General features: G+C 30.2%; 16 protein-coding genes. 1 reads left to right on the top strand and 15 read right to left on the bottom strand.

Annotation, left to right across the window (positions count from 1 at the left end; all coding sequences use genetic code 11):
• Positions 1–7: 7 nt before the first annotated feature.
• The 4 genes from BW723_RS14310 to BW723_RS14325 form a co-directional block, all read right to left on the bottom strand.
• Positions 8–595: a Crp/Fnr family transcriptional regulator gene (locus BW723_RS14310; RefSeq protein ID WP_068359695.1), complete on the bottom strand. Its 588-nt coding sequence runs from the start codon at positions 593–595 to the stop codon at positions 8–10.
• Between the two features lie 662 nt (positions 596–1,257).
• Positions 1,258–2,088, bottom strand: a complete 831-nt coding sequence (locus tag BW723_RS14315; protein WP_068359675.1) for a sulfite exporter TauE/SafE family protein — start codon at positions 2,086–2,088, stop codon at positions 1,258–1,260.
• Positions 2,089–2,175: 87 nt separating this feature from the next.
• Positions 2,176–3,204 carry a methionine synthase gene (locus tag BW723_RS14320; RefSeq protein ID WP_068359677.1) on the bottom strand — a complete coding sequence of 343 codons (1,029 nt, stop codon included), beginning with the start codon at positions 3,202–3,204 and terminating at the stop codon, positions 2,176–2,178.
• Positions 3,205–3,219: 15 nt separating this feature from the next.
• Positions 3,220–4,266: a DUF1852 domain-containing protein gene (locus tag BW723_RS14325; protein ID WP_068359679.1), complete on the bottom strand. Its 1,047-nt coding sequence runs from the start codon at positions 4,264–4,266 to the stop codon at positions 3,220–3,222.
• Between the two features lie 136 nt (positions 4,267–4,402).
• On the opposite strand from BW723_RS14325, the gene BW723_RS14330 reads away from it, so the two are divergent.
• Positions 4,403–4,888, top strand: a complete 486-nt coding sequence (locus BW723_RS14330) for an Lrp/AsnC family transcriptional regulator (RefSeq protein ID WP_068359681.1) — start codon at positions 4,403–4,405, stop codon at positions 4,886–4,888.
• 213 nt (positions 4,889–5,101) lie between these two features.
• Here the strand turns inward: BW723_RS14330 and BW723_RS14335 are convergent, their stop codons facing one another.
• From BW723_RS14335 to BW723_RS14390, 11 genes are all read right to left on the bottom strand, one after another.
• Complete coding sequence (locus BW723_RS14335) at positions 5,102–6,187, bottom strand: serine hydrolase domain-containing protein (RefSeq protein ID WP_068359683.1); 1,086 nt, start codon at positions 6,185–6,187, stop codon at positions 5,102–5,104.
• Between the two features lie 249 nt (positions 6,188–6,436).
• Positions 6,437–7,090: a hypothetical protein gene (locus BW723_RS14345; protein WP_068359687.1), complete on the bottom strand. Its 654-nt coding sequence runs from the start codon at positions 7,088–7,090 to the stop codon at positions 6,437–6,439.
• Between the two features lie 156 nt (positions 7,091–7,246).
• The gene (locus tag BW723_RS14350) at positions 7,247–8,284 is read right to left on the bottom strand and encodes a hypothetical protein (protein WP_068359689.1); all 1,038 of its coding nucleotides are present in this window, start codon (positions 8,282–8,284) and stop codon (positions 7,247–7,249) included.
• 148 nt (positions 8,285–8,432) lie between these two features.
• On the bottom strand, positions 8,433–8,846 hold the full coding sequence (locus tag BW723_RS14355; RefSeq protein WP_068359690.1) for a hypothetical protein: 414 nt from the start codon (positions 8,844–8,846) through the stop codon (positions 8,433–8,435).
• A 164-nt stretch (positions 8,847–9,010) separates the two neighbouring features.
• A complete protein-coding gene (locus tag BW723_RS14360; RefSeq protein ID WP_068359806.1) occupies positions 9,011–9,490 on the bottom strand; it encodes a hypothetical protein in 480 nt (159 codons plus the stop codon).
• Complete coding sequence (locus BW723_RS14365) at positions 9,487–9,789, bottom strand: hypothetical protein (protein WP_157578342.1); 303 nt, start codon at positions 9,787–9,789, stop codon at positions 9,487–9,489. Before BW723_RS14365 ends, BW723_RS14360 begins: the two co-directional genes overlap by 4 nt.
• A gap of 104 nt (positions 9,790–9,893) precedes the next feature.
• Complete coding sequence (locus BW723_RS14370) at positions 9,894–10,703, bottom strand: hypothetical protein (protein ID WP_076686408.1); 810 nt, start codon at positions 10,701–10,703, stop codon at positions 9,894–9,896.
• 167 nt (positions 10,704–10,870) lie between these two features.
• Positions 10,871–11,590 (bottom strand): hypothetical protein, encoded by a 720-nt coding sequence (locus tag BW723_RS14375; protein ID WP_068360702.1) that lies wholly within the window; start codon positions 11,588–11,590, stop codon positions 10,871–10,873.
• Between the two features lie 149 nt (positions 11,591–11,739).
• Entirely contained in the window at positions 11,740–12,102 is a 363-nt protein-coding gene (locus BW723_RS14380; protein ID WP_068360705.1) for a hypothetical protein, read from the bottom strand.
• A 215-nt stretch (positions 12,103–12,317) separates the two neighbouring features.
• The gene (locus BW723_RS14385; protein ID WP_068359808.1) at positions 12,318–12,848 is read right to left on the bottom strand and encodes a hypothetical protein; all 531 of its coding nucleotides are present in this window, start codon (positions 12,846–12,848) and stop codon (positions 12,318–12,320) included.
• A 596-nt stretch (positions 12,849–13,444) separates the two neighbouring features.
• Positions 13,445–14,245: a hypothetical protein gene (locus tag BW723_RS14390; protein ID WP_068358759.1), complete on the bottom strand. Its 801-nt coding sequence runs from the start codon at positions 14,243–14,245 to the stop codon at positions 13,445–13,447.
• Between the last annotated feature and the right edge of the window lie 1,454 nt (positions 14,246–15,699).

The raw sequence follows: 15,699 nt of genomic DNA on the forward strand, positions 1-15,699 counted from the left end.
ATTTAATTTATTCAGATTTTCCCTTTGTCAAAATCCTTTTTCTGATTCTGCTAAGGGATTCAGGAGTAACCCCAATATAACTTGCAATTAAATGCAAAGGAATTCTATTAAGAAGTTCAGGACGTTTTTTTAAAATTGTCTGGTATCTTTCTTCAGGACTATAATGGCTAAGTAATTCGATATGTTCTTGAGATTTGACATAATCGTTAGGCATTAAAGTGTTTATCAAATTTTCAAGTTTTGGATATTTTTTATGTAATTCCTTTTCTGCTGTTCTAGTTCCTGTAGTTAAAATAGAGTTTTCAATGGTTGACAAATAATACTTTGATGGTTTTTTTTCTAAATAACTGGAATATAGAACAGCAGCTTCTCCTTCACAAAAAAATGCTGTCGTCTTTTCTTCTCCATTAACTATCTGATATTGTCGAAGACATCCTTCTATAACAAAAAAGCATTTAGTACAGATTTGACCTTCTCTTAAAATTGTAGTTCCTTTTTTGAAATTCTCCAATTGAGTGTTTTCCACAATAGCATTGATTTCCTCTTGGGTGAATTTGTCGAACTGTGAAATAAAATGAATTAAAGAGTCTTTCATATTTTTAGTTGTCCTTTCGATATATATTCTTGATTTGCAGAGAGCTTCTTCAAATGCACTACAACTACAATATAAACACAACTTTTGTCAGTTATATCAATACAAATAACAAGAGTAATGCTTAGTTTTAGTATGTTTTACATTTTTTTTATTAAAGACATCAATATACTAAGAAATAGCAAATTAATTGTTAAGGTTTACTATATTTCACTTAAATTCTACCTCCTATGCCACTATCGTGTCCAGACCGTATCTTTACGTTGAGTTCCCCAATCAAGTTTAGGACAGGCTTTGGACACTTGCCGTTTGATAAGTGTTGAATTGCTAATTTCGTTCTGATAGTTTATCTATTATGGCATTTATTTAAGGTTTTTGAACGTCTCAAATATGGTTAGTACGGGAATTAAAAGTAGTGAACTTTCGATTAAGCACTTAGCAAAAACTTTTTATTTTGTTTTATTTTTTTCTTTATAAAGCCAAATCAAAAAGATTTGGCGGACTCTATAAAAATACACTAAACTTTGGATTAAATACTAAACCCGTATTAATTTAGCCATTGTTGTGCTTAGTAATTATTTTTAATTATAATTGGTAATAGGTGTCAAGTAGTTGATGTTTATTGTAATATTTGTTTTTACGTTAATAATGAAGTGAATGTTAAATTATAAAATATTAGAATTCAATACCAATTTAACTCCTACAATTAATAACAATACAGCAAATGCTTTTTTTAATGTTGCTGCGCTTAATTTATGTGCAAGTTTTGCTCCTATACGAGCTGTGAAGAAGCTAGCTAAGCTTACACAAAAGAAAGCATAAGTGTGTACAAAGCCTAATACACCATTTGGTAATGTTTCTTTTACACTGTCATCTAGAAATTGTCCAAAGATTAGAAATCCAATAGCACCAGCGCTAGCAATAGGCAAACCACAGGCAGCTGATGTACCTACTGCATTTTGAATTTTTAATCCATAACTACTTAATAAAGGCACAGTTAATGTACCTCCGCCAATCCCAAAAATTGAAGAAACAATTCCTATAAAACCACCTAAAGCGGTTTGTCCAGTAGGTGATGGTAGTTTACTAAAGTCATTTTCTTCTAAGGCTTTATTTTTTATAAATAACATTTTTATCCCTACTAAAAAAGCGCCTACGCCAATTATTGCTTGTAAAGAATTACCGTGAATAACAGATGCAACAGCTGCTCCAAGTAATGAACCGATTATCAATCCTGGAGCCATACGTTTCCATAGGCTCCAGTTTACTGCACCACGACTATTATGTGCTCGAAGTGAACTTATCGATGTAACTATAATGGTCGTTAAAGATGTTCCAATACCTATATGTGTAAGTACAGCATCTGGCAAACCTTGTGCTTTAAAAATATAAATTAATGCTGGTACAATTATCATACCTCCGCCAATACCAAACAGGCCTGCAAGTATGCCTGCAAAAGCACCAGCAATTAGATAGTAAAGAATAAATATATCCATAAGTTATTGTTTTAAGAGTTTGTATTTTACAACATAAAAAGATTAAACAAAGTATAAATAAAGAGGCCGTTTTTTAATTAAATAGTATCAAAGCGAAAATTCTTTACGTATAATTTCTGTTCCTGCTGTTAAAGCATTTAACTTGTCTTGAGCTATATTTCTAGATAAAGGAGCCATACCACAATTTGTACAAGGGTAAAGATTTTCGATATCTACAAACTCAAGAGCTTTACGTAATGTGTCAGCTACCTCTTCGGGTGTTTCAATGCTGTTGGTTGCCACATCTATTGCACCGACCATTATTTTTTTTCCACGAATCAGTTCAATTAAATCCATAGGCACTCCCGAGTTTTGACATTCTAAAGACACAATGTCAATATTAGAATTCTGAATTTTAGGGAAAATTTCTTCGTATTGTCTCCACTCAGAACCCAATGTCTTTTTCCAATCATTATTGGCTTTTATTCCGTAACCATAACAAATATGAACTGCAGTTTCGCAATCTAAACCATCAATAGCTCTTTCTAATACTGCCATTCCCCAATCGTTAACTTCTTCAAAAAAAACATTAAACGCTGGTTCATCAAACTGAATAATATCTACACCTGCATCTTGTAGTTCTTTGGCTTCTTCATTGAGTGCTTTAGCAAATTCCCACGCCAATTTCTCTCGGCTTTTGTAATGGTTGTCATACAAAGTGTCAACCATTGTCATTGGTCCTGGTAATGCCCATTTTATAGGCTTATTGGTCTGTTTGCGTAAAAATTTAGCATCATCAACAAAAACTGATTTTCGACGAGCAACATCACCATAAACTACAGGAACACTTGCATCATAACGGTCACGAATTTTTACAACTTTACGATTTTCAAAATCAACACCACTTAAAGATTCTATAAACGTTGTTACAAAATGTTGGCGTGTTTGTTCGCCATCGCAGATAATATCAAGACCTGCTAATTGTTGTTCTTGTAACGAAATACGTAAGGCATCTTGTTTTCCTTCAAGTAATTTGTCGCCTTTTAATTTCCAAGGCGACCAAAGTTTTTCGGGCGTTGCCAACCAAGCAGGTTTGGGTAAACTTCCAACTGTTGATGTTGGTAATAATTTTTTCATAATAATTTGTTTAAATTAAATAGTGAAATTAGAAGACCACTGTTCTAAGAAACTTTTATAAGGCTTAATAAAATGCTTCTCAGCAAATTTACCTTGCTCAATTCCTAATCTAGTGCGCTCTTCTCGGTTGTATGAAATTTTTGTTAAGGAATGGTCTTGGTTATTCAAGCTAGGATTATAACTTAGCCCTGCAACAGCATTAGCATTATAAATTTCTGGCCTATAAATTTTTTGAAATGTTTCCATTGTGCTAATGGTACTAATTAATTCAAGGTTGGTGTAATCAGCTAATAAGTCACCAAAGAAATAAAATGCCAGAGGTGCAACACTGTTAGGGGGTATAAAATAGCGAACCTTTAAGCCCATTTTTGCGAAATAATCTTCTGTTAAAGAAGATTTGTTACTCTTGTATTCAAAACCTAATATAGGGTGATGATTTCCTGAACGCTGATAGGTTTTATTACTTGATACACTTAAACAGATTACAGGTGGTTTTGTAAAGTGTTTTTTATAGGTTTCTGAATTCACAAAACACTTAAATATATTACCGTGTAATTCACCAAAACCATCAGGAATGCTATACTGTTCTTTATCTTTATTATATTCTGAAAGTAATACGCTAAAATCATAATCACGCACATAAGAAGAAAAGTTATTTCCAACAATACCTTCAATACGGTTACCTGTTTTATGGTCGTTAATGTGTGTTTTTAAAACCTCAATTGATGGAAATGTTGCTCCACTATTATCAATATCGATATCAACAGAAATAATTTCCAATTCAACCGAATATCTATCGTTATTTGCATTATCCCATTTAGCCAAGCTATTAAAACGATTATTAATCATTTGAATAGTATTGCGTAAGTTTTCTTGACGATTTGCACCTCTAGCTAAGTTGGCAAAGTTGGTTGTTCTACGTGTATTGCTAGAAGGAATATAGTTTTCGTTGAAATAATTATTCTTTATTATGAATGTAATGTTATCCTTGGTTGTACTATGAGGGCTTTTAATAGCCTTGCTTTCTTTTGTACTTGAATTGTTTGATAAGATCGATTTCATTTATTAGTAATTTGTAGTTTTTATACCTTACAAATGTGAAAATAAAAGAGTAATCATTTTAATTATGTATTAAAATTAGATAATTTGTCTTTTTAATGTATTTTTGAAGATAATTTATCTTTTAGTAAGTAGAAAAATGAAAAAAACAGATAATTACTCTTTAGAAAACTTAGATATGGTTGACTTGAAGTTGCTTAGAATACTTCAAAATAATGCAAAATTGACGACTAAAGAAATAGCGGCTCGTGTAAATTTATCTCCTACACCTGTTTATGAAAGAATTAGACGATTCGAAAAAGAAGGCTTAATAGAAAAATATACAGCCATTGTAAATGCTGAAAAAGTGGGTAAAAAATTAACTGTCTTTTGTAATATTACTTTAAAGGAACATACAAAAGAAATAGGAAACAAGTTTGTAAAGGATATTGTTTCTCTTAAAGAAGTAGTTGAATGTTACAATATTTCAGGGGATTATGATTTCTTATTAAAAATTATGGTTGATGATATGAAACACTATCAATCTTTTGTCATTAATGAGTTAGGTTCGGTAAAAAATATAGGAAGTGCACACAGCACTTTTGTTATAGGAGTTATAAAACATAGTTATACAGTGCCTATATAAAATATTATAACGTATTAAATAGTTATTTAGTCAAATTTTATTTTACCTAAGATTTTGCCTCTAGAATATGAGTAATTAAGCACAATGTGTATGGTTAGTTGTGTGGCTAAACAATTAAAGTTATTAAATAAAACACTAACCAAGAAAATCCGCGAGGATTTTTGTAAGTACGCTTTTACCAGCAATTTTTTTATACGGTGTTGTACAGCGTTTTTAATTTAATGTTTTCATTGCCAATTCTGCTATTTCTCTGGTGATTTTTGTTGGAGAATTACAATCGCAGTTATTCAGTCCAACAACATAAATATCATAATCAGGAAGATATACACCCATAGACTTGAATCCGAAAAAGTGTCCACCATGTTCTCTGGTAGCAACTCCATTTATTTCTTTAATGTGCCATCCATAACCATAGTTAATATGCTCTCCGTTATTCAATGTATAGTTCGTAAATGCTTTTTTAGCTGTTTCTTTGCTAATTAGAAGGTTGTTTTTTATGGCTTCTTGCCAAGTAAACATATCATTGACGTTAGACATCAATGCACCTGCAGAATAGGCAAAAGAATAGCTTACTTGTCTACGATTAACATAACCATTTTTATTATGGTAACCTGAAGCTCTGTTTTTAATAACTTTTCTATGACTTCCATATTGTGAAGACGTCATTCCTATTCTTTTAAAAATTTGTTCTTCAACAAAATTAGCATAATGTTGTCCAGTTACTTTTTCAATGATATAGCCTAATATTACATATCCTGAATTATTATATTTAAATTTATCTGCTGGAAGAAAATCCATAGGTTCATTTTTAAAAAAGTCTATTAGCTCTAAAGGTGTTAAATCTTGTGTCGAAATTGTATTTAATCCCTTAACTCTGGTGAAATCTTTAATTCCTGATGTGTGTGTTAATAAATGATGAACTGTAATTTTATGTCCATTTGTTGGGTAATCAGGAATGAATTTAGTTATTTCATCATCCAAATTCAGTTTGCCTTTTTCTACAAGCATTAAAATAGATACTGCTGTAAACTGTTTTGTCATAGAGGCTATTTCGAAAACATTTTCCGTATGCATTGGAAGATTTAACTCAAGATTTGAAAGACCAAAAGCTTTTTTATAAACGATATTGCCATTTTTAGAAATTAAGAAGGTTGCTCCTGGAGTATTAGGCAGGTATTTTTCCAGGAGTATACTGTCAATTTTGGATTCGAAATTTTGTGCAAAGATTTCAGATTGTGAATTAAGAGATAAAACTGTAATTAAGATGAATAGGTACTTTAAATAAAGAGCGTTTTTCATTTTTTGTTGTTTTTAAATATTGTTTAATCGTTGGACGTGAGATCAAACAGTTAGGTTACAAAAAAAATGACATATTGGAATTATTGATTAAAGTTATTGAACTCAGCGTAGTTTTTCCAAATGCTGTAAAAGGTGTTTGTACAAGGTTTGTTGCGTGGTTTAGCAAATTCAAACCAAATAGAAAATCCGCAAGGACTTTCGCAAGTAAGCTAAAAGCAAGCAATAAGGTTTATACTTTGTTGCCACCAGTTATTTTATTCCGATAACTATTTCAATCGGTTCGTTTTCATAATCAAATTCAACTTTTTTCATTTTGTGAATTGGACTGTCAAATCCTACAATTAAATTTCCATTAAATGACCTTAAATCTAAAACACGAAATTTCTTCTTGTATTTAGTCAGTGTTTGTTTTTCCAAGTCTAAAAGTCCAATTCTTTGAAATTTTCCGCCAAAAAAAGATTTTTCCCAAATCGGAATTGCTATTTTCTGACCATTTCTTGTCCAAATTGCTGGTCCACCACAATTCTCACTTACTAAAACTGCTTTTGATTCATTAATTTTCAGCTTACACATTCCGCTCAAAGGTGCTCCCATTCCAATTTCATTCAGGTTTGAGTATTCTAAAGTTCCGCTATTTTGATTTTCTATTCCGTTTGAGTTTTTATTCGGAAAATCCCAAGCATTTGGATATTTCAAAGCATCTATTGAATAGCCAATAATTCGGCTTATTGAAACTTCATCAAATCTTAATGCTTGCAATATTGTTCTCGCTAAATATTTATCGTGTTTTTTAGCTTTATCAAACAATGTCATTAATCCACTCGCAGAAAGACGCTCATTTCCTGTCATTCCTCCAATTCCAATTACGCTATTTGCTTTTTCGTAAATTTCTTCTTTCGTCATTTATCTAATTGGTACAACGTTGTTGTATAAGATTAGTTGCGTGGTTTAAGGACTAAAGTTAGCAAATAAATCACAGATAGAAAATCCGCGAGGATTTTCGTAAGTAAGCAAAAAGCCAGCAATAAATTATATATGGTGTTACTTGCAGTATTTTTTTCAATTTTGTTCTTGATTCCATTCATATTCTAAATTATATAATTCGTAATCAGAGAATTTCAATTTTTCAATAATACCATTATATATTTTATCAGGGTTATTTTTTAATGCTTTCCAAATTTTTTCAAAATGTACATCTCTTTGAAAATCCTCTGTTTTCATAATAGAATTTTCTAATAATTTTCTAGATTCTAAATTTTTAAAACTTACAATAGTTTCGTAAAGAACCTTAATAATTATATAATCAAATCCAGTTTTTTTGTCTAATTCTTGTTGATGTATTTTTCTAACGTCACTAAATAAAACTTCATTAGGATGATTTATTACAGATTTTAAACCACAAGTTTGTATTTCAGTTCTTTTGCTATTAAGGAGTTTGATAATTAATGGCAAATTTTCTTTCTTCTTAAATCTTGATAAAGCTATAACAGCTGAATTTTCTCCTAATAATGCAAGTCTTTTTAATTGAGAATAAAACTTTTCTTCTGGCTCAATTTTTTCAAGAAGTTCGTTTTTATAATTTAGTATTAAATTTTCATTAAAAATGACTAAACTATCTAATTCTTTTTTTTGCTTTTTTAAAGAATCATTTCTCAAAGAGTATTTATAAAATAAAGAATTAATTAGATAATCATTAACCCTTGTTTCATCTCCAATACAACCATATTGAGTATAAACAGTTGTAGAATCTTTCAGGTTGTTTTTTAAAATTTCAAAACTATTTTTATTTTTTTGCTTTACTAAAATATCATAAGTGTAACATTTAACGACTGGATTTGGATGTTCCATTAATGCCAATAATTCATATTCAGAAGCATTTTTCTTAAACTCTATAAAGTTATCCCATTGTTTTGGTTTTGTTGGAAGTTCTCCAACAAAAGGCCCTGTGATTTCTCCATATTCAATAATGTTTGAAATTATTGCTTGAGTTTTTGAACTTAATTTTCCTTCATTTAAGAAATCAATTTTTTCTTTCTTTAAATTACAAGAAGTAAATAAGATTAAGAAAGATATTAAGTAAGCAATTTCGTTTCTCATATATTGCAAGTAACGGTTGTGTATAAGAATAGTGCGGTTTTGTATGCGAGGATTTTCCGAAGGAAAATCAGATGTAACAAAAGCGCACGAACTCTTGATTAAGCACTAAACTACGCATTATTTTTATACGATGTTGTACACAGGCTTTTTATTCAGTTATATATTCAAATACTATTTTCGGATTTATAGATTCCGATTCTTTTTTTTGTTTAAAAATCTCTAACTTTTTATTGTATCGAATTGTTAAAGTATCAAAATTTTTCCACTCAAAATTTACATCTTTTGGTTTTATAAATCCAGCACTTGCAACAAAGATTGGTTCAGGTTCATTTTTTTCGTCGTAATTGCATTCAGTCGCGTAAATATGAATTGATCGATTCGTAGTCGCATTTCCAGTCATTTCAGTCATTTTTATTTTCCGCAAACTTTCGTAATCGCATTCCGCTTTTAATTCGGTTTCAGTTGGTTCGTCGAAAACCTCAAAGTTTGCCATTAAAACAACGAATCCGATAATGGCTATAATTCCGAGTAGTAAAATCCCAATTATTATCTTTTTTATCAAGTTTGAGTGAGTTTTTAGCTTGTGTACAACGTTGTTGTGTAAGAAAAGTTACGTGGTTTAAGCAATAAAGTTAGTAAATAAAACACAAACCAAGAAAATCCGCGAGGATTTTCGTAAGTAGGCTAGAACTAGCAATAAATTATATACGGTGTTGTAGCACGTTTTTATTCTGATTTTTTATAAGTCAAGATTATATCTTTATCGTCAGGTTGTATATGTTTTATTGTTGGATAATTATTTGCCTTTACTAAACTATCCCAATTTGTTTTAAAATCTTCTGAATTTTCAGGTTCAAGATATGATTCAGTTCCGTTTTTATATGATTCTTTAATCGATTTCGATTCGTAAAGCAATGTTCTAGTTAAATATTCTAATTGTCCAACAAGTTTTCCGTCTTGATAAAGTTTTATAAAACCATCGCACGTTGTTCCTCCACAATCTCCAGTAGGCAACACATAAATTCCGTTTTTATTCTTTTCTAAAATTGATTTATCATCAATCAATTCAAGAGTTTTATTTGCATAGTTAACATTCACAAGTAACCAATTTCCTTTGTTAAAATTTCGATTTTCTAAAATGTTGTCGGATTTTGAACAACTTGATAGTAAAATAAAAATGGTTGCTATTTTAATTGTTAATTTCATTGATTTTCTAAAATAAATTCATCGAACAGTATTTGTTCATTTTGCTTTTCAGTCGTCATTTCTGATAGTTTTAAATCACTCATTCCTCTTGGCGAATAGAAAAACGTTTTCCAAATTGGTCTATGTTTAATGAAAATATTTTTTCCTCCAAATTCATCGTGAGTATAGATTCCAACCCAGAATTTAGAGACGATTAAAATTCCGATTATTAATATTAAAATCCCTGTCTTTCTTTTCAATTCGTGAGTTTTCTCAAATGTGCTACAACGTTGTTGTATATGGTTTGTTGCGTGTTTCAAGCAACTAATTTAGTAAATAATTACCGACCAAGAAAGTCCGCGAGGACTTTCGCAAGTAGGCAAGAAGCCAGCAATAAATTATATACGGTGTTGGCAACTGGCTTTTATTTCCGTTCTAAAAATCTTATGTCATTCATATTAAATTCGTTTTTATAAGTTCCGATTTTTTTTAAATAATAATATCTTAATCTTTCCGAACACGATTTATAATTGTCAGAACCTGTTACAGAATATTTTAGCATTTTTATTGGCTTAAATTCGTTTTTGTTAAATACAAAACCTTTTCCAAAATATTCAATTCCGCCATTTGGATAATTTTGATATTCGTTAAAAACTTTATTTATTAATAATCCTGCTACAATTTCATTTCCATTCTCCGAGTAAAATAATGTGTCAATAATCGATGCTTTATATTCAACTTTTTCTGGTAAATCAATTGCAGTACCTCTTTCAATCGTGTCATTATATGTTTTACCATTAAAATATCTCAAAGCTAATTCTGCTGGTCTTTCGACTATTTTAACTTTTATTAAACTGTCAACTAATTTTTGAATTCTGATTTTATCAAGTTCATAAGTTTTTGGGTCAACTCTTACATTATAAACAAATTCTTCTGGTGTTGTCGTTTCTGTTATTTTCAGAGAATACTCTTTTGTCAAATGAGTCATTGACAGAATTGCAAGTGGACAACTTAAAACTAGAAGAAACCAAACACTTATTTTTCGAATGTTATTTTTGAAGGATATTAAAATAAATACAATTGTTGAAAGAAACAGAACTATTGATGTAATCGTAAAAGTGTCAATTACATTTCCTAATCCAGAACCACTTTTGTCATTAAAAATATGGAAGATTGAAACTATAATTCCAACTGCTAAAATTCCATATAAAATTTTAATTCCGTGTTCTTTCATTTTTTAGCGTTCTGATTTTAGCTTGTTGCCAACGTGTTTGTGTAAGATTAGTTGCGTGTTTCAAGCAACTAATTTACTAGATTAATCACGAACGGCGAAATTCCGAAGGAATTTCCCAAGTGAGCTAAAACTAGCAATTAATTTTACACGGTGTTGTAGGTAGTTTATTATTCCTTTTGTTTTATTAAACTTTTATCTTGTTTTTCAAGATTATAATTTTTCAATATGTAATGATTAAACAAACTTGGAGTTTCTTTATCATAAGATTTGACTTCTAAAATTAAACCACTTAGGTCAATTTTTTTCTTTAAATCAAGTATTTCGTAATATTTAAAAGGAATTTTGATTTTGTCATTGACATAAATTTCGTTTACATCTATAAGTTCACCAATTGATGATTGTCTTATTTCTGTTATAGTTATTTTATAACCTTCAGTACCATTTATAATTTTTTTCTCGTTTTTATTTATTTCTATTTTATATTCAGTTTTCCATATTTGTCTTAATTTTTCAGTTATTTCAAAACTGCTATTATAAGTTTTATTTTCTTTATATAAAGTTCTATTTTTCTTGAATTTTTCAGGAATAAATATAATATCACTATCAATAGTTTTTATAAATACAGAATCAGGATAAATGAAAATATCAGTTTCCGACGATAATTTATTTAATTTTTTCGTTGCTTCTAAAAGTCCTTTAGAAATTTTTTCAACCATTAAACTATCTTCTTTATTTTTAACGTCTTCATATAAAGTTTTTAATAATTCATTATTTGCTGAATTTCCGACATTTAATGTAAGAGTATACTTCAAATGTGCGTCAGTTACTTTTTGTGAAAATGATTTTATTGTAATTAGTAATAAAATTATTAAATATTTCTTTTTCATATTTTTTTGGTAATTACCTACAACGTCTTAGGCTATGTTTAGTTGCGTTTTCGTAGCTAAAAGTAAGTAAATAAACACAAACAAGAAAATCCGCGAGGATTTTCGTAAATAATAAATAAAGTAGCAATTAAATATAGCCATTGTTGGCATTAGTTTTTTTTAATTCCATTTATTTTGTCAATCTCTTCAGCTATAGATGTAATTTGTTTCCAATGAATATTTGTTATTTTTTCCCAGTGTCCGTTTATAGAATCTGTAATTATAAACTTAAAAATTAAACCAAAATAAAACAACATAACCAAAATGAAATATTTATTAAATTCCAACGTAATAAAGAAGTATATCATAAGTCCAATATTCAAAACATACGTAAAAACAAAAAAAAGAAATTTCTTAATATATGAGATAGCTTTTTTTCTTTCAGGAAGTATTGGTTCAATATATTTTCTTGATAACAGAGATATAGCTGTTGATACAAGTATTAATAATATTCTTATAGTGTTTTCACTCATATTTTGTAATTTTATTATTAGTTACAATATTATTCAAATACTTAAAATAATAGTCCGAAAATATTGGTAATTAATGCCAACGTGTTTATATATGGTTTGTTGCGTGTTTATGCAACCAAGTTAATAAATAATTACTGACATAGAAAATCCGCGAGGATTTTCGTAAGTAAGCAAAAAGCCAGCAATAAATTATATATGTTGTTGGCTGTAGTTTTTTAATATGTTCTTATAACTTCGTCATATGTTCTACACCAATTTATAATTTTTCCTTTGTCATTAAATTCAATATGATAAGTCTCGTATAAATATTTATTCGTTATATGAATATTCACAAAAATGCGTTCAGTTCCGTTTATTTCTTTGTGTGGTGCTGTTATCTGTAATTTTGGATAAGTTCCGTTTCCATTCCTTTTGATTTTGAATTTCTTTTTGTCCAAATTCGAGAAATCAAGTTCAAATCTATCGGAATCAATATTTAATTGAGTTTCTAAATAAGATTCCAATTCTTTAAATTGAGTTTTACTTTTCCAACTTATTCCTAAACAGATTGGATTGTAAAATCCCGTTCTTGGTGGATGAAAATCCATAACATATGGATAAACTTTTATTTTCTTTTTTGAAGGAAAAGAATCAATTATTGTTGATTGATAAAAGTCAAACGCAATTTGTTCATAAAATGGAAATTCGGTTTGCGAGATTCCAATTCCGCAATTGAGTAAGAAAGTCAGAAGTATTGCTTTTTTCAAATCACTTTATTTAGTATTCAATTCCAATTTAATTCAGTTTGCTTTTATAGAAAAGTCTTAATTAGTAAACACTATATTTCGTTTAGTTAACGGACTTTTAAATTACAGCCAACTACAGTATAAGCCTAACTTTTATCCGTTTATAAGTACAAAATACAGGGCTAATGCTTAGTTTTACTACCTTTTATATTTTTTTTTAAAGATATTAATATACTATGGAATAGCAAATTAATTGTTAAGTTTTTGTGTTGGTTATTGAAGTTTGTATAATGTTTTTTCTTTTAGCCTTCTGTCTTTGCTTGTGATAAATTCGAAGAACCAAAAATCTAGACCTACTATACTTCACTTAAATTCTACCTCCTACTCCACCTATCTCGTCCAGACCGTTGCCTGTAGAAAGAGGTTTTAATCTACAACTTTGAGCTATAAATTTTGAGCCTTGAACAGTACACTTTTTCGTATATGCACAAACAAATATTACAATACGTATAGGACATATTAAAAAGTAAAGAGGCAACTTTCTTATCAGTCACCTCCTAATTTTAAATACTAAGGCATCTTACACCCTTATATACTTTTAATTGCATTTTTAATGCTTACCCAACAACGCTTATTCGCATCGCATTGGTACTTGATAATTCATATAGTTCAGTATTAATTTGTTGATAAAATAAAATTCCAGTAGCCACAATTACACCTACAGTATTCGGCAGCATACTGCTAAAACTTAAGTCTACGGTTAAGGTAGTGTCTGCTCCTACTTCTCCTACTATAGAAAAAGCGTTGCTGTATGCAATTCCATTAACTTTGTTCTCATCAGTAGCTACAGGTTCATACCTTTTTAAGTCAGCAATGTAAGTGTAGTTACTCAATACAGTACTTACTAAAATCAGTTTAAAATGAGTTGCCCCTTCTGGGGGTCTTAAAAAATTGGAGGCATTAAAGTCTGGCACCTCCCAAGTAGCAATGCTACGATTGGCATCTAAGGTTGGTGCAGCATATGCTGGGTAAAAGACGGTACTCAATGGTACTTTACTATTAAACTCAAACCCTTCTAACACTTCACCATGATCTAAAATCTCAAATTCTCGTCGACCACGCAAACCCGAACCTAGCGAATTAATACGTTTCATAATGCCGGTAATTCTACCAGTTATGGTGCTATCTTTAATGTTTTTAATAATAGAACTAAAACCCTGCCTTAGTGCTTTTCCCACAGTTGCAGAAGCACCAAATTCCGACATATTTTCTCGTGTTCTCTTAAAATTTGGATCTGAGTAGATTCTACTCTTATCTATTCCCCCAGTGGTTTTAACAATACTATTGCCACCACTTTCGTAGAAGGTAAGTCCCCCCAAGGAACCTTTTAACTTGATAAAGCCTTTTTGCTTTGCCATAATTATAAAATATTATGACTGCTATTCTTTTTTTTATTCTAATACTTGCAAAAGTCCTAGAAATCATAGCAATCTGATTAATAAAATAAATTTGTAAATCTTACAAATTCTTTGAAAACCATTAGTCTAATGATATAGGATATCCAATACTACAATCACGTAATTATTTGGGTGTAAGAAATGTATAGCAATTAAAAGTACTACGAATATAATGCATTTTTTATGATACTACCAAATTTTATGCTGATTTTTTTCGAATTTAATATTTTAGTAGATTATAAATTGCACTTTTAACGGTATCACACCTCTAACTTTATCGAATCATCATTTTCCCTAATTTCACCCAAAAACTTTAAAAACCCCCACACCAACACCCAACAAACTAAAAACCCAAAACTAGGCAAATCCTATGCTGAACTTGTTTCAGTATGTCATCAAAACTCAAAACTCTTAACTACAACCCCCGACATACTATAGTTTACGTAGCAATTTAAGTCCTATGAAACGGCAAGTGTCCAAAGCCTGTCCTCAACTTGATTGGGGAACTCAACGCAGTGGAACGGTCTGGACACGATAGTGGAATAGGATGTAGAATTCGAACTACCAAAACCAAAATGTATTTTGGTTGTAGGTAACTCGCGTAGCGATATAGTAAGTCTAGATTTTTTTGTTTCTTTTTTCATCAATGGAAAAAAGAAAAGAGTAAAAGAAATAGCGTTATTGAACATCTTTCAACCAAAACAATCTCATATTTCAAACACCCAAAACTCAAAACTTAAAACTAGCCTTCTCTGACATAGAACTTGGAAGCGAGTGTCAAACATTTGAAGAATCCGTAAAAATAAATGCTGTTTGAGCATAGCGAGTTCATTTATTTTAGGATTAGAAAATAGTTTTGACCGCTGAAAGTTCAAGTCTAGATTTTTTTGTTTCTCAATCCTGAACGCAGTCGAAGGGTCATCAATGGAAAAAAGAAAAGAATAAAAGAAAAACGGTCATTGCGAGGCGTTTTCCAGCCGAAGCAATCTCAAACTTCAAACCCAAAAACTTTACCCCACACCAACACCCAACAGCTAACAGCAAACACCAAGCACCCAAAACTAGACGAAGCCTATACTGAACTCGTTTCAGTATGTCATAAAAACTCCTAACTAAGTAGAACCCCCGACATACTATGGTTTACGTAGCAATTCAAGTCCTATGAAACGGCAAGTGTCCAAAGCCTGTCCTCAACTTGATTGGGGAACTCAACGCAGTGGAACGGTCTGGACACGATAGTGGAATAGGATGTAGAATTCGAACTACCAAAACCAAAATGTATTTTGGTTGTAGGTAACTCGCGTAGCGATATAGTAAGTCTAGATTTTTGGTTCTTGGAATTTATCCTGAGCAAAGACGAAGGGTCAATGGAAAAGAACATAAAGAAAAAACAAAACACCAAAATTAAAATTAAA

This window comes from Polaribacter reichenbachii (assembly GCF_001975665.1).
Lineage (GTDB): Bacteria > Bacteroidota > Bacteroidia > Flavobacteriales > Flavobacteriaceae > Polaribacter > Polaribacter reichenbachii.